The sequence below is a fragment of the Devosia honganensis genome (genome assembly GCF_042648785.1).
GTDB classification, from domain to species: domain Bacteria; phylum Pseudomonadota; class Alphaproteobacteria; order Rhizobiales; family Devosiaceae; genus Devosia; species Devosia honganensis.
Window position 1 is genome coordinate 394,905 of sequence record NZ_JBHRYD010000005.1, and the last position, 15,442, is coordinate 410,346.

The 15,442-nt window shown below is 57.3% G+C and carries 14 protein-coding genes; 3 read left to right on the top strand and 11 right to left on the bottom strand.

What is annotated here, in order from left to right; genetic code table 11:
* Nucleotides 1–382: 382 nt before the first annotated feature.
* The 9 genes from ACFOOL_RS08810 to ACFOOL_RS08850 all read right to left on the bottom strand — a co-directional run bounded on the left by ACFOOL_RS08810 (nt 383) and on the right by ACFOOL_RS08850 (nt 8,236).
* Nucleotides 383–1,531 carry an alpha-hydroxy acid oxidase gene (locus ACFOOL_RS08810; protein ID WP_380096575.1) on the bottom strand — a complete coding sequence of 383 codons (1,149 nt, stop codon included), beginning with the start codon at nt 1,529–1,531 and terminating at the stop codon, nt 383–385.
* Nucleotides 1,528–2,604: a sugar phosphate isomerase/epimerase family protein gene (locus ACFOOL_RS08815; RefSeq protein ID WP_380096576.1), complete on the bottom strand. Its 1,077-nt coding sequence runs from the start codon at nt 2,602–2,604 to the stop codon at nt 1,528–1,530. The genes ACFOOL_RS08810 and ACFOOL_RS08815 overlap by 4 nt, the downstream gene beginning before the upstream one ends.
* A complete protein-coding gene (locus tag ACFOOL_RS08820) occupies nt 2,604–3,374 on the bottom strand; it encodes an SDR family NAD(P)-dependent oxidoreductase (RefSeq protein WP_380096577.1) in 771 nt (256 codons plus the stop codon). Before ACFOOL_RS08820 ends, ACFOOL_RS08815 begins: the two co-directional genes overlap by 1 nt.
* A 23-nt stretch (nt 3,375–3,397) precedes the next feature.
* A complete protein-coding gene (locus ACFOOL_RS08825) occupies nt 3,398–4,123 on the bottom strand; it encodes a GntR family transcriptional regulator (protein ID WP_380096578.1) in 726 nt (241 codons plus the stop codon).
* 96 nt (nt 4,124–4,219) lie between these two features.
* Nucleotides 4,220–5,200 carry a 2-hydroxyacid dehydrogenase gene (locus ACFOOL_RS08830; protein WP_380096579.1) on the bottom strand — a complete coding sequence of 327 codons (981 nt, stop codon included), beginning with the start codon at nt 5,198–5,200 and terminating at the stop codon, nt 4,220–4,222.
* 11 nt (nt 5,201–5,211) lie between these two features.
* Nucleotides 5,212–5,985, bottom strand: a complete 774-nt coding sequence (locus ACFOOL_RS08835; protein WP_380096580.1) for an amino acid ABC transporter ATP-binding protein — start codon at nt 5,983–5,985, stop codon at nt 5,212–5,214.
* A gap of 75 nt (nt 5,986–6,060) precedes the next feature.
* Nucleotides 6,061–6,870, bottom strand: a complete 810-nt coding sequence (locus ACFOOL_RS08840) for a transporter substrate-binding domain-containing protein (protein ID WP_380096581.1) — start codon at nt 6,868–6,870, stop codon at nt 6,061–6,063.
* Nucleotides 6,871–6,917: 47 nt separating this feature from the next.
* Nucleotides 6,918–7,559, bottom strand: coding sequence for an amino acid ABC transporter permease (locus tag ACFOOL_RS08845; RefSeq protein ID WP_380096582.1), 642 nt, complete (start codon nt 7,557–7,559; stop codon nt 6,918–6,920).
* An 11-nt stretch (nt 7,560–7,570) separates the two neighbouring features.
* Nucleotides 7,571–8,236: an amino acid ABC transporter permease gene (locus ACFOOL_RS08850; protein WP_380096583.1), complete on the bottom strand. Its 666-nt coding sequence runs from the start codon at nt 8,234–8,236 to the stop codon at nt 7,571–7,573.
* Between the two features lie 468 nt (nt 8,237–8,704).
* On the opposite strand from ACFOOL_RS08850, the gene ACFOOL_RS08855 reads away from it, so the two are divergent.
* The 3 genes from ACFOOL_RS08855 to ACFOOL_RS08865 all read left to right on the top strand — a co-directional run bounded on the left by ACFOOL_RS08855 (nt 8,705) and on the right by ACFOOL_RS08865 (nt 11,825).
* Entirely contained in the window at nt 8,705–10,006 is a 1,302-nt protein-coding gene (locus ACFOOL_RS08855) for a tyrosine-type recombinase/integrase (protein WP_380096584.1), read from the top strand.
* Nucleotides 10,007–10,031: 25 nt separating this feature from the next.
* The gene (locus ACFOOL_RS08860; protein WP_380096585.1) at nt 10,032–10,721 is read left to right on the top strand and encodes a hypothetical protein; all 690 of its coding nucleotides are present in this window, start codon (nt 10,032–10,034) and stop codon (nt 10,719–10,721) included.
* 594 nt (nt 10,722–11,315) lie between these two features.
* Complete coding sequence (locus ACFOOL_RS08865) at nt 11,316–11,825, top strand: hypothetical protein (RefSeq protein WP_380096586.1); 510 nt, start codon at nt 11,316–11,318, stop codon at nt 11,823–11,825.
* Between the two features lie 254 nt (nt 11,826–12,079).
* Here ACFOOL_RS08865 and ACFOOL_RS08870 read toward each other — a convergent pair whose 3' ends face one another.
* Together ACFOOL_RS08870 and ACFOOL_RS08875 are read right to left on the bottom strand one after the other, a co-directional pair.
* Nucleotides 12,080–13,297: an FG-GAP repeat domain-containing protein gene (locus ACFOOL_RS08870; RefSeq protein WP_380096605.1), complete on the bottom strand. Its 1,218-nt coding sequence runs from the start codon at nt 13,295–13,297 to the stop codon at nt 12,080–12,082.
* A 918-nt stretch (nt 13,298–14,215) separates the two neighbouring features.
* Nucleotides 14,216–15,307 carry a hypothetical protein gene (locus ACFOOL_RS08875; RefSeq protein ID WP_380096587.1) on the bottom strand — a complete coding sequence of 364 codons (1,092 nt, stop codon included), beginning with the start codon at nt 15,305–15,307 and terminating at the stop codon, nt 14,216–14,218.
* Nucleotides 15,308–15,442: the final 135 nt, after the last annotated feature.

Genomic DNA, 15,442 nt, shown 5'->3' on the forward strand with positions numbered 1-15,442 from the left:
CCGGCAGCAAAAATGCGCCCGAGCTTCCTACCTGAAATTTTGTTGCAAGTTTCGATACGGCCAATTCTACCGGCGGGACCGGCAGCGGCCATCCGGCCATCTTTAGCGCGGAAATCCAGCAATACAACGCCGCTGGCGGCGAGGATTTGAGATCCTGCCGGAATAAATTACAAATTCAACTGGCTATGGTCTGCGAGCGATTTCTGCCGAGGGGAAACGACCGGTGCCTACTGCCATGCTAGGTGAGTGCAGTTGGCCGTTTCCCCCGGCCCGAATCTACTTTGATGGCCAGCATCGTCAACGCGCCGGCTTCCGCCCTCGTACGGGCAATGGAGCATGGGCCTTTTCACCCTGGGCCCACTCCCGGCCGTCTGCCCACTGGCTAGTCCCGCAAGCGCAGGACGCGGTCGCGCCGCTCATAGAGTTCCTGGAAATTGCTGACACCGATATGGCCCAGGGCAACGTCCATTTCCACCCGCATCAATTCGAGTAGCTGGCTGACGCCGCGCTCGCCGTCCGCAGCGACGGCATAGGCATAGCTGCGGCCGAGAAGGACACCCTTGGCGCCCAGAGCCAGGGCCTTCACGATATGCCCGCCCCGACGGATGCCGCCATCGAAGAGCACGTCGAGCTTGTCACCAACCTCGGAGACGACTTCGGGAAGCACCGAGATCGAGGAGCGCGCGCCATCGAGTTGGCGGCCGCCATGGTTGGACACGACCAGGGCATCCACGCCGATCTTGGCGCATTCGGCCGCATCCTGGGCATTCAATATGCCCTTGATGATGAGCTTGCCCTTCCAGCGGTCCCGGAAAGCGGCAATGTCCCGCCAGGTCATGGAGGCATCGATGAGATGGCCGAGCTTGACCGCCTGTTCCAGCGCGCTCGATCCGTATTGGGGGTATTCGGCCAGATTGTTGATGCGGATCGGACCGGCAGTCAGCGCGCCCGCCACCCAGCGCGGCTTGCGCATGAGGCGCATGGCCAGGCCCGGCGTAACCTTGGTCAGGGTGCGGAACCCGTTGCGGGTATCCTTTTCGCGCACGCTCTTGACCTGGCTGTCGACGGTGATGACCAGGGCCTCGGCCTGGATGGCTTCGGCGCGCTTCAGCAGCTTGTCGGAAAGCTCCCTGTCCTTGAGCACATAGAGCTGGAACCAGAGCGGGCCCTGCGTCGCATCCCGCAGCTTTTCCATGGCGACGATGCCGAAATTGGAGAGGCAGAAGGGAATGCCGGCGGCATGGGCAGCCCGCGCCGCCTTGATTTCGGCATTGGGCGCGAAAAAGCCGGCAAAGCCGACCGGGCCGAGGATCATCGGTAGGGGCCGGTCCGCGCCCAGATAATGGGTCGAAAGCTGCCGGTCGGCGACGTCCACCAGGACGCGCTGCTCGAACACCCATTTTTCGAAGTCTTCAAGATTGGCCCGCGCCGTGGACTCGCTGAAGGCGGCGCCATCGATGAAGTCGAAGAAAATCTTGGGAAGGCGCCGGCGCGCGCCTTCCCGTGCGTCTTCCCAATTGGCGAAGATCACTTGGACCTCGCTTCGCTCTGGGACCGCTGCGCATCCAGAGAAATACTCCTGAGGAGACGCTGGATATAGCGGCGGTTCTCGGCCGAGACCGACAAGCCGTCGCCACCGTAATTCTCGCACAGGAACGCGCCCTTGAAGCCATGGGCGACGGCAAAGGCGATGGCCTTGCGGTAATCGATCAGCCCGCTGGCCATGGGCGAGGGGGTGGTGAGGTAAAGGTCCGACTGCGGCAACTCGACCCGGCTGTAATTCTTCACATGCCAGTAATTGGCATGAGGGAAGGTCTTGATCGCCATGGATTCCCAGGGCTCGATCGGGTTCTGGGCGCGCACCAGATTGCCCAGGTCGGGGTTCAGCCCGACATTGTCCCGGTCGATATCGCCCAGAAAGGCCACGGCGCTGTCGGCTGAGCAGAGATAGGTGCCCTCGTAAAGCTCCAGCGAAATCTCGACGCCGACATCCCGGGCGTGATCGGCCAGCTCCTGATAACCGGCGACCGCCTGGTCCCACTTTGCCCTGTCATTGGGATTGTGGTGGGTCGGCATGGTCCAGAACCAGGTGACGTCCAATTGCTGGGGCTGGAGCGCCTCATGCAAGCCCAGGCAGATCAGGGGCGAACCGATGGCCGCCGTCGCGTCGATGGCCGCGTGCGTAAGGGCCAGATTTTCCTCTTCCCGGCCCTTTTCGATAATGCTGCGGCGCACCACCGAGGTGGCGCAGACCGACAGGCCCACATCCTTGAGGACGGCCTTCATCTCTGCGTGCTCGCTCGCATCCATCTCGCCGATCGGAAGCCAGGCACTCGGGATTTCGACCGAGTTGAACCCTTCCGCGGCGATGATGCTCAGATCCCGGAACCATTTTTCGGGGCCTGCTTCGCGCAGGGAAATGCCCTGGGCGGTCTGGCCGGGAAATTGCAGCATGGCGGCGGCAATCGGCCAGTCTTCCGGGGTATGAGGCAATTGCAGAGGCAGGTCGATGGCCGAGAGCACCCGGGCGGCCTCCCAGCGGTCGATGCCGGCCGGGTCGGTGCCGTGCGGATTGAAAATGTCGATGGTCCTGGTTTCAAGCATCAGCCGATCCTCGCACCGCCATTGATGTTGAGGGTGGCGCCGGTGATGTATCCGGCATCCGGCCCGATCAGGAATTCGATCAGCGCGGACACCTCGTCGACACGGCCCAGGCGACCCACCGGCAGCCGGCTGGTGAAATAGTCCAGGCGGTCGGGGGTGATGGTGCCCCCCATGATATCGGTATCGATGATCGCCGGGGCGATGGCGTTGGCGGTGACGCCGGTATTGGCGATCTCCAGCGCCAGGCCGCGGGTCATGCCTTCGATGGCGGCCTTGGAGGCGGCATAGGCTGCCGTGCTGAAGGTGCCGCCCCCGCTCTGCGCGGCCGTGGAGGACAGGCTGACGATGCGGCCGATTTTGCGCTCCACCATGCCGGCAACGAAGCGCTTGGTGACATTGAACGTACCGGTGGCGTTGACCTTGAGCACCCGCTCCCAGCGGGCAATGTCGGTCTGCATGAAGGGGGTCGGATCGCTGATCCCGGCAATGTTGACCACGGCGAGCACCGGCGGCAATTCAGCTTCGAAGATCGAACCGGCATGATCGACAGCGGCGGGGTCGGAGATATCAGTCTCGACGGCGACGGCCTTTATACCGTGCTCCTGCCTGAAGGTTTCCGCAAGCTCGGTTGCCAGGGCAGCGTCCCGATCGACAAGGCCCAGATGCCAGCCTTTTCCGGCAAGCCGAATGGCCAGATCACGGCCTATGCCGCGCGGTGATCCGGCGCCGGTGATGATGGCGGTTTTTTCTGCAGGGTAAACGGTGGTCATTTTTCTTTCGGGAGTTGGAGCAGCTAATTCGGATGGTCTTCGGTCAGATCGAGCTCGGACCGGGTTTCGACGTTGTCGATGTGATTTTTCATGGCCTGCTCGGCCGCCTCGCGGTCGCCCTGACGAACGGCTGCCAGGATCACCTCATGCTCCTCAATCGCATTGCGATCGTCGGAAATTCCGGCCTGGGCGGATTGGCGGATACGATGCAATTGCGCTGAAAGCGCCTGGGCCATCACCCCTATGAAGCGATTGCCCGTATGGTCGAATATGGTCTGGTGGAACTTCAAATCCGCCAGCATCACTGCCCAGGCCAGTTCAGGATCGTCGGCCCTTGCCTGTGCCTGATAGGCAGAGACCGCGTCACGCTGCACATCGAGGGCCTTTTCGAGGGAGCGGACGAAGGCCGGGCCGCCATTTGTGCATGCGCGGCCGATTGCGGCCACTTCGATGAGGCGGCGCGCATCCATCAGTTCCGCAAGTTGCCTGCTGTCGATCGGCGGGGCGATCGTATAGCCCTTGCGGGGCTCATGGAGTACGAGGCCCGTGGTGGCCAGACGGGCCAGGGCTTCGCGCACCGGCGTGGGCGAGACGTCTAGGGTCTTGGCGAGCAGGTCGATGCGCAAGACGGTGCCGCGCTTCAGCAGGCCCTGCACGAGCATCTGCAACAGCGCTTGATAGACATGCTCGCTGAGCCCCTGGCTTTTTGCCAAAGGTCTTCCAGGGTAAGAAATTACCGCGTCATCCATTGCCATCCCCATGCTTCGTCCATCCCAGGGTGCGTCCCCGATTGCTGAGAAGAGGATAGCCGGCAACACACTTCAGCCAATGCCCTCCTCCAATCCCTAGTTCGTTCTCGGACGTTCCACGCCAAGGGTCTCTGGAACCGGCGTTTTTGGCCAGCCCTCCGTAAACCAGGCAATGACATTTTCGGCACATAGGGTCGCCATCGCGGCGCGCGTATATTCCGTGGCCGAGCCAACATGCGGAACGATCGTGGCATTGGGCAGATCGAGCAGGCTCTGGGGAACATGCGGTTCGTTGGCGAAAACATCGAGACCTGCTGCCGCGATGGTGCCGTCACGCAGGGCCTCGATCAGGGCGTCCTGATCGACGGTGGCGCCGCGGCCGATATTGACGAAAACGCCCTTGGGGCCGAGGGCGGCGAGCACTTTCGCATCCACCGACTTGGCCGTCTCCGGGGTGCTGGGGGTGACCGAAATGAGAGTATCCACCGCCTCGGCCAGGCCGATCAGGGTCGGATAGTACTGGTAGGGGACCCCATCGACCGCGCTGCGATTGTGATAAGCGATGTCGAGCCCGAACGCTTCGAGGCGCCGCGCCACCGCGCGCCCGACCCGCCCGAGGCCATAAATGCCGACGCGCCGTTCGCGCAGCGTCAGCGGGGTAAGCGGGAAGGGGCCCTTGCTGGCCCACTTGCCGTCCCGGAGCCATTGCTCGGCTAGCGGCAATTGCCGAATGGCATTGAGCAGCAGCGCGACCGCGATGTCGGCGACATCCTCATTGAGGACTTCAGGGGTATTGGTGACCATGATGCCGCGCGACGCGGCGTGTCGGGCATCGACACTGTCATAGCCGACGCCGAAATGGGCGATAATCTCCAGCTTGGGGAAGCGGTCGATATCGGCGGCACTCATGGGAATGATCGCCGCAATGCCCCGCACGCGGCTGGCAAGCGCGTCCGATACAGCCCCGAAGCCTTCCTCGACATAGGTGACGTCGAAGACGGCGCGCAGACGGTCGAGCGTGACCGGGTTGATGGCGCCAGGAACAAGGATCGGAATGGATTTCAGGGTGTCGGTCATGGCGTTAGGGCTCACTGATGGGCAAGAATTTCGCCGAGGAAAGCCTTGGCACGGGGATGCTTGGGATTGCGGAAGAATTCGTCCGGCGTCGCTTCCTCCAGAATTTCGCCATCGGCCATGAAGACCACGCGGTCGGCCACTTGGCGCGCAAAGCCCATTTCGTGGGTGACGCAGATCATCGTCATGCCGTCGCCGGCGAGCGAGATCATGGTGTCGAGCACTTCCTTGACCATTTCCGGATCAAGCGCGCTGGTCGGCTCGTCGAACAGCATGATTTTTGGCTCCATGCACAGCGCCCGTGCGATGGCCACCCGCTGTTGCTGGCCCCCCGACAAATGGGCGGGATATTTCAATGCCTGCTCGCCGATATGGACGCGCTCCAGATATCTCATCGCCATCTTTTCCGCGTCATCGCGGGAAAAGCCGCGGACTTTGATGGGCGCCAGGGTACAGTTCTGCAGAACCGTCAGATGCGGGAACAGGTTGAAGCTCTGGAAAACCATGCCCACTTCGCGGCGGACGGAAGCGATGGCGCCGCCGCTTTCGTTCAGTTCCGCGCCATCGACGACGATCGTGCCCTTTTCAAAGGCCTCGAGCCGGTTGATGCACCGGATGAGCGTCGACTTTCCTGAGCCGGAGGGGCCGCAGACTACGATGCGTTCGCCCTTGTTTACCGTCAAGTTGACACTCTTGAGCGCGTGAAAGGGCCCATACCATTTGCTGACCTCCTTCATCTCGATGAAGGGAGCGCTATTGGCAGTATCGGGAGAAGAAACTGGCTGCATGACAGAGTCCTGGTTTTCCGTTTCGGAGGCGCCGGTAGGCACCGGCGCCTCCGCGAGTGGCTTAGCCGGCCAAGCCTATTCGAGCGTCCAGTTGACACCCTCGACAGGGGTGGTCATTTTCGGAAGTTCCATCGAGAACCACTTCTGGTAGAGCTCGCCGAGCTTGCCGTTTGCAGTGGCTTCATCGAAGGCCGCGTTGATGGTCTTGGTCCATTCGTGGTCGTTGAGGCGCGTGCCGGCGCCGACATAGAGCGAGCCGGTCGAGAACTTGTTCTCGAACTTGCCTTCGGCCTGGGCGTTGAGACGGTCCTCATAGAACATGCTGCCGCCAATGGCATCGACCTGACCCGACAGCAGCGCCTGAACGTTGGACGAGTCATCGTCGAACCGCAGGATTTCGGATTCGGTCGCCAGGGCCGTCAGTTGCAAATCCATGATCGCGCCGCGCGGCACACCGATGCGCTTGCCGGCCAAGTCTTCGACCCCGTTGATTTCCATGTCCACCGGCGCCAGGACGTAAAAGGGCTGCTCCGCATAGGGCTGGGTGTATTGCAGCGCTTCCGCGCGCTCTGCGGTCATCGACAGGGTCGCAAAAATTACGTCGACGCGGCTGGTCTGCAGCGCGGCAATCCGGTTCTGATTGGTCACGATCTGGAATTCGACCGGAACGCCGACATATTCGCCGACGAGGCGGGCGACTTCGGCGTCATAGCCGTCATTCTGGCCCTGGGAGTCGAGGAACCCGTAGGGCGGGTTGTCGCCCTGGATGCCGACAATGATCTTGCCGCGCTCTTTTACGGTCTCAAGCGTTTGCGCCGCGGCAGAAGCGGAAAACGCAAGGCTCGCCATGCCGGCGATTGCGGCCGCTTTGATCAGTATATTCATGATATCCTCCATTTAAGAAAAGTGGCATCGGCAGGTATGAAAGCCGATCAGCGCGTTGCCAGCGCCATTTTTTGTTCCAGCCGACTGCCGTAGAGCGACAGCGGCCAGCACAGAACAAAATAGAAAAGTCCGACCACGCCGAAGACGAGCATCGGCTGGAAAATCTGGTTGGAAACTATCTGCCCCGCCCGGGTCAGCTCGACGAAACCCACGATGGCCGCGAGCGAGGTGCCTTTGAGCAGTTGCACCATGAAGCCGACGGTGGCGGGCAACGAGACCTTGAGAGCCTGAGGCAGGATCACATGGCGCATGCGCGTCAGATAGGAAATACCAAGCGCGTTCGCTGCCTCGGACTGCCCCTTGGGCAAGGCCTCGATGCCGCCGCGCCAGATATCGCCCAGGAAGGCGCTGGCATGAGCGGTATAGGCGATGCTCACGGCGATCCATGGCTCGATATTGAGCTGCAGCAGCGCCAGGCCGTAATAGACCACGAAGAGCTGCATCAGCAGCGGTGTCCCCTGGAACAGCGCCGTGTAGCCTGCCGTCAGCTGGACGAGAATTTTGTTCTCGGAAGTCCGCGCGAGAGCGACCAGCAGCCCGATGATGGAACCACCCACAAAGCTGATGAGGGTGAGCAACACCGTCCACTGCAGGCCTTTGAGCAGAAAAAGGAATTCAAGATTTCCCATCGTGAGATTCCTTACTTGGCCGGATAGAACAGGAATTTGCCGCCGGCATATTTGAGGATCAGCATGACGACCCACGAAATGAGGAGGTAGATGAAGGTGATGGCAAAATAGACTTCGAAGCTGCGGAAGGTTTCCGCCTCGATGCGCCCGGCAACCGAGGTAAGCTCGAACGCGGCGATCGACGAGCAGACGCTGGTCGTCAACGTCAGCATGATGAATTGCGCCGTCAGCGCCGGATAGATCGCGCGCATCGCCGGCTTGAGCACGATGTAGCGGAACACCTGGCCATTGGTCAGGCCGAGCGCGCTGCCGGCTTCCCTTTGGCCCTGACCGACCGATTCCACCCCGCCGCGGATGATCTCGATGGCATAGGCGCCGCCATTGATGGCCAGGGCGATGATCGCGGTGACGGTTGGATTGAGCCGGAGCCCCAGATAGGGCAGGGCAAAAAACAGGAAGAAAATCTGCACGAGGAAAGGAGTGTTGCGGATGACCTCCACGAACACCTTTACGGGCGTGGAGAGCATGGAACTGCGGCTCTGACGCAGAACCACGCCGCCGACCCCAATCACCAGGGCGAGCGCCATTCCACATATCGCCAGCAGAAGCGTTCCTGCTGCTCCCCACAACAGCTCGGGCATGCGCGCGGCGATGACGGTGAAATCTAGGGAATACATATCAGTCCTGAAAAGCCCACGACAATGGCGGCCGCTCCTTCAGGCAGCACCAAGCCGCGCTGCACTCAAATATCAAATATATTCGATATTTGAGATTGTCAACGGAGGTGAGAGTGGCTGCCATGCGAATGCATGACAGGGCGCAAGCTTATGTTTGAAAGAGCGCGACATTGACGCTGAAAGAGGATTTCAGAGGCGCAAAGGTGCCTGATCTGAAAGCGCTAGCCGCCACGATGGGCGGTAAGATGCGTGATCGCCCTGGATGCAAATCCACCGAAAGCGACGAATATCCAATCAGCTTAAAATGGCGGAGAGGAAGTCCGCCTAACTTATGTACCACAGCGACCCCGGGCACCCTTATATATTCAATCTATATATCTGATTTAAATACGTTTTTTGAATTTCGTTGTGCCAGCTCGCTTCTCAGTATACCAAAGATTCTTTAGGGTAAAATTGAGGGTTACTGGGGTGGCATCTAGAGGACTGACGGCGGCAGTCGTGAAATCGCCGAACCTTAAACCCGGCCTACACGCGGATCGCGACGGCCTGTATCTTCGCCAATCACCTAAGGGCGCTAAAAGCTGGACGCTGATCTTCAGTATGCACAATCGACGGCGGCAGATGGGCCTAGGATCATATCCCGGGGTTAGTCTTTCTGAGGCACGAGATGCAACCATCGAGGCGCGCCGGTTGATTGCCAAAGGTATCGATCCAATTCTGGATCGCGAACTGAAACGAGCCACATCAATCTCCGCCGCTGGCGCATCTACTCGCACTTTCGGGGTCGAAGCCGAAGCGTTTGTCAAAACTCGTGAGGTCACTCTGAGAAACAGCAAGCACGTGGCCCAGTGGAAAATGACACTGTCAATTCAACGCAACGAACAAGGGGACCTGCTCAACACCGGCTATTGCCTCTCCATCCGCGACAAGCCAATCGATCAGATCGACACCTCTGATCTAGAGTCGGTGCTCAAACCAATCTGGGTAGAAATTCCAGAGACAGCATCTAGGCTGCGCGGTCGAATTGAACGCGTTCTAGACTATGCAACAAGCGCAGGTCACCGAACCGGAGACAATCCAGCGCGATGGCGCGGGCACTTGGAGAATCTCTTTCCACCCCGCAACAGGTTGGGAAAGGGCCATCATGCCGCAATGCCCTTCGAGAATCTGCCGAAATTCTTTGCTGAGTTAACTCGGCAGGAAACGGTGGGCGCTCATGCATTGCAGTTCACGATACTCACGTCCGTTCGGACGTCGGAAGCGATCAGAGCGCGCTGGTCAGAGATAGACCTAGAGAAGGCCATCTGGACCATTCCGGCTGACCGCATGAAGATGAAGCGCGAGCATCGGGTGCCGCTGTCATATGCGGCGCGTGAAGTCTTGAGAGCTCGCCATGAAATCAAACAATCCGAGTTCATTTTTCCCGGCATGAAGCCCAATACCCCGGTCTCCAACATGACAATGACCAAGGCACTGAAGAGCTTGGATGCTGGCGAAGAATATACGGTTCATGGAATGCGAAGCACCTTCCGAGATTGGGTTGGAGAGAAGACCGAGCACACGGAGGCTGTCGCTGAGGCCGCGCTAGCTCATCTTGTGGGTGACGCAACCTCCCGAGCTTATCGCAGGGGAGATGCCCTTGAGAAACGGCGGGAACTAATGGACGATTGGGCTCGCTATTGCGTCTCAGAGGCGCCTTCTACGGATGTCTCCAATCCGAGCCTCACTCCTGCGGCCATAGAGAAGAAGACCAACATTGTTGCCCAATAACCCCCGTGAGCAAGCTAGGTGGCCCTTGTCGGCAGCTGAAGCTTGGGTTGCTGCGCGCTCTTATGAGTCTGTTGCTGACAGTTGGAACTCTCTGGATGTCGGCGAGGGGGCCAGAAGAGCTTTCAGAACTCAAGAGGCAAGATCAATCATCGACGCCAATGCGACCGTCTGGAGGGAATACGAAACTAACTTTGTGCGAGACGAGGTGTCACAAAGGGCAGAGGATGGCTTCATCGCTCATTGGATTAGGCGACCTCAAGAAGACTATCTTGAACTTTGGGCAGCCCTTCAAAACGGAAGTATCTCAGCTTGGGGCATCAAACCCAATGAGGCAGAATTTACTCAAGTGTTGCCTATCCAGTTTGAGGTGTTGAGACCCAGAGGCAGCTCCAACGTTGGAACCTTCTTCGCTGGCGATCTCTATCGTCTCGTCAGATTAGATGCGATGGCGCTGCAGAGGGTTTTTCCTCCCTTGGAGACCAAGCCCTGGACGCGAGGCCGCCCTCCAAAATACGATTGGCCGTCCTTTCATTCCCAGTGCCAATCTGTTTGGGACGAGCACGGGAGTTTTGTTAAGCATGATCCCGAGTTTTCAAGGCCAGCTGATCTGATCAAGATCATGGCTCAGTGGTGCGTCGACGAATGGGGGCAACACCCTAGCGAATCTGTATTGAAAACCAAGGTGGCGGAATTTTTGAAAGACAAAGGCCTATAAATAATTACTACCCATTATCGGCCATTATCGGCTGCAGTTTGGCCCCTCAAGCACGAGGTTAGGGCACCGAAACAGGAGCCCGTCAAATGCACCAGAAATTTGCCTACACCCTTTCCCAGTTCTGCCGCCAGTTTCCATGCAGCAGGTCTGAGGCCTATCGTGAGATTGCACGTGGTCGCCTCACCGCTTTAAAGCGCGGCCGAAATACCATCATCACCGCTGAAGCAGCAAATGCTTGGCTTGAAGGGCTTCCGAATTATAGCCCTCCCAAGGGGAAGCAGACCCCTTAGGCACTCGGCCCTTGGCACGCACCCCAATAAAACTCGCACCGGCAGCGCATTCTACCAATCAATTCTATAAATATTGCGAACACAGTCTTATATCTGTAAAATTCTATCACAACTAACGAAAGGTCTATGAAATCAAATCGAAATATACATCTAGATAAAATACGGTTCTATGAAAAAGCAACTGCAAACAACAAGTACGGCGGGCACAAGGCGCGTCGTCTCCGGCCTTTGAAAGGCACTTTTGGCCCCGCAGGCCCATGCAAGACATACGACGCAGACGAACGACTGCGTTGGGCGAAGGCCAATGGCTACTGAAGCGGACAAAAAGCTGCGCCAGCAGCACGTAAACTGGATCAGCAATCAACCATACGATTTCGACATTGCCGCGTCGTGGCACCTGCCGATGTCGTATAAGGCCGCCTATCGCGCGAATGACCATGTCGCGTTTTCGAGTTGTTTGCGAAAATACTTCAACACTCTGGACGCCTCGGTATTCAAATCAGCCTACCGGCGAAAGAGGGTCAGACTGCCCCGCGCGATCGTTTTGGAGCACACCGACGGAGTCGGTTGGCATGCCCATGGAGTCATCTCCACGCAGTCCAGCAACCTCCGCGAAGAGCAGGCTATCGAGTTGATTACGTCGAAGTGGCACAAACACCTCGGCAGCTTCAGTCGAGGGAGCTTCTCAGATCGCCTTGTTTTTGCCGAGCCCCGCACAGGCCCTTATGTCGAATACATGACGAAGGAATTAAGCGCGGTCGACTGGAAACACTCCGCAAAATTCGATTATCAAAACAGTTATTTCCCGATCTGACATAAATACAGGGCGCCGAACAGGCGCCCTTGTCTCCTTCACAGTCGTTCAGGTTTTTCAGGCGCGAAATTTGCCGCTAACCACCTAAGAGGCCGCTTAACTCAGATTGTACAAAACGATCAGCAGTGGATGAAAATCCGCTGAAGCTGATATATTGTCCAAAATTCTTAATCAGCAAAATCGATCAAAATGAGTCTACAATTTGGTAGACGAAATATAACAATATTGAACGCCAGAAGAAGATACTATCTAAATCAATATATATCAGATATAACACCAATCTTTTCTTGATCAGATAACTCCGGAAGTCCCACGATAATTGACTTTCCATGTGTTGATATATCCCTCAGCAGAGCGCGAATGCCCATCCTCTCGCCCTCAGGGGCTAACTCCCAATCACCGGCATATCCGGGCTGCCCCATGCAAGAATGTGTGCCCACTTCATTGAACGCCGACACGCCTCCAAATCCACTCTCGGAAAAGCGCACTCGGTATGCAGTGAACTTGTTGGCCAGATAGCTTTCGACGCAAACCTCTATGGGCAGCAATTCCCCACCCCAGCTTATCAAGAGCCCGAACGAGCCCCTGCCCTGACTCATCTGAAAATCCTTGACCCCAACGATTGCAGCTCCAGACTCTGGAAGTTGGATAGGATCAGGAATATCAACGTATGAGGCCATGTCGCTATCTGGCACCTCCAGCCCCTTGATTGCGGACTGAAAGGCACGAGAAGCAGAAGTGACTGTGGGGGCGCCCTGAGCGGGTTCCAGACGCGATAGAATGAGCTTCGGATCGTCTAGAAACCGCGACTCTTCGATGACTTTAACGGGATTTCCTGCAGTCCGATTTCGGACGTGCTCAAACGTCATATTTCCGGAATTGCGTAAAATACTGCCGTGAATCTCGGCCGCATGTGGTCCCCGGCCATTGGCGATAAGCAGGATGTCGGTGTGACCATCCAGATCGACATCTGAAAACCGAATCGAATGCACAAAGTTGTTCCACTCGTTGGCTTCGGCGGTCGCGTCATATCCAGCAGGAGGCTCTACAAGTGGGAAAAACTGAGAGCGGAATCTCCCTTCCCCCAAGTTCTCCAGCACCTCTATTGCGGTCCCTGCGTACAAGACCCCAGCGCGCGAGAGCACAATGTCGAGCTTACCGTCCTCATTGAGGTCCCAAACCGCGACTTCTGGCACCGTGCCCCAGCCATTGATGCTAGGGAGCGTCCACGACTTCCGAAAGATGCCTGTGCCATCATTGAGCGCTACACCTGTTGGGCTACCTTCGTATTCATGTGCGCCATAAACGACATCTAGGTGCCCGTCGCCGTCAATATCGCCTAGCTCGATCCCGAAGGCGAAGGTATCACCGCAGCTTCGTTTGCTCATTCGGCCAGTTCCATCATTCATGAGGCAATTGAGGCGGCCCTGAAGGTCCGTCAGCACGACGTCCATTGTGCCGTCATTGTTTATGTCGCCAACGGCAGCGCCGTGGCTAAATGATTTGAAATTCGGATGGCTGAGATGCTATGGCCCAGCCGGACAGTTGGTAAATGACTTTTTCTATAACTTGGACGACTGGTGCTTCCACGCATCAATGGGCCTAAGCGACGCCTCCTCGTCTGGGGTTTTCTTTCTGAACCTTCAAAGCTTCAGGCCAACTGCACTTGGGGTTCTTCATATGGCCACAGACGTTTCGGTGCCATCGTACGTGGTTCGATTGCACTGGAACTTGATCGCGCCCAATATGGATACATCTGTTCTCGTGAGCATTACCCCGCTTGGCCTGCCCGACGACATGGTCATTTCTGCGGTCGAGAAATTCAAAGTGGATGCGGCTCATTTCTGTAACCGGTCATCTCGGGACGCCATGCAAGTTTAGCTCCGCTACTTTGGCGGCACTGAATTCTGTGATGCGATCTACGCCCACCTTCTGCGGGCAATTTCACGATGTCGGGCCATGTAGCTCGTGTGTTCGTCCTTCAAACCAACAATTCGAAACGAGGCTAGATCGCCAAGCTCAGCCCGGCGTTGTTGCTCTTCGGTTCATCGAAACGCTCCACGGTGATTTCGCCAGATGGCGTCGGCACGGCGAAGATATCGCGGGCAGATGTGGCCGTGGAGAGTAGTGACGACAGAATTAGGAGGATTGGGCTATGTGGCCCATTGATTTGCCTGTGTCAGAGCGACTCAGTCACGGACATGCAGGCCTTGATGACCAGATGCTAGGTCTCTTGAACTTGCGTCCGCCTTCGGGTGCAGCTTCAGGGGGTAAGATGACCGCAATATGTACCGCGCTTCGGTGATCGGACGCCTAGTCCGGACATTGCCCTGCGCATATGCATGACGAACTCGCCCTCAGCGACGATGAGATCGGTGTCTTTAGAAAATCTAGGAATGAACGTAAGATGCCGGTACGACCACGTACCCCAAAATGGTGGGTTGGGTTGGCACCGCCTTGCGGTCATAAACAGTGTCAATCTTGACGTCCAATCCCTCCAAGCTGTTGAACTTCACCATAATGATGGCCCCATCTACGCCGGGCTGCCTATGACTGATCCAGTGGTCCAAAGAGACCGCGCTGTGAGTTGCATACGAGACGCTTTCTAGTTTTCCTCCGACGTCAGTGCCACGACGAAATCCTTGCGTCTGGATGGATATCAAATTCTTCAACGGCGTGGCATGGAACAAGACCAGAGGATCAGCTTCTTTCTCAGCAGGAAAGACGTCGTAATTCTCTCTGGCTCTCATATCAGAGGGTAGTGGGAACTCTTCTAGCGCTACCGCAGTGTCCATATTTGTTGCTTCTAGTCGCTCGTCATTCATTTCGATCCACTCCTCAAGCTTCGTCATCAAGGCTGGCCAAACCGTGTTGTACTCATGGAGAAAGGTTTCCATGCACAGCGTGATCTGCTCGGCACTGCGATGACCATAGCGCTCGGTCCATCGGTTCGAGAAATGCGTCTCGTACTCGTCATGGCCTATCTTGGAGTAGCCACGCAGCAGGCCCTCATAACTCGGATGTGAGCTTTCCGACAAATTCGCATAAAGCGTCACCAGACCAGGGTACTCTTTGGCGCATTTCTCTAGAACCGTCATAATATTCATCGACTTTAGGCCATCTGGATTGTTTCGGGACCCGAGAAGCAGCACTGATGTCTTGTCGCCGAAAGCGTTGAAATCGAGGGCGCTATCGAGCACCTGTCTCATGATTTGATTCAGATAGATTAGCGTGGCCAGCGTCTCGAACGCGCTTCGAAGCAGAATACGAGCACCAAGGATATGGTCTTGTTTGTGCAGAGCGTGCGACTGGGTCAACAAATCGAGCAGCCGCCATGCGACCGACTCTCGCAACATCCAAGCACGGAAAGGCGCTTTCCATTTATACGCGATCGGATTTCGGGAGATGAGGCCTGCAATCGGTATGCTGGCCATTAGGTTTCCGCGCCATTGCGCCAATGTCGCGTTGATGTCGGTGTTCACGTAAGCAGTCCAGTATTTCGCGGCCTAGGCATTTTTTCCATTCGAATGCTGGAGCGCCCTCGGGTACATCCCACTGCTGTCCGGTTAAATTTTCTGGACTACGTGCATGACATTGATTCTACTTCGTTTTGAACG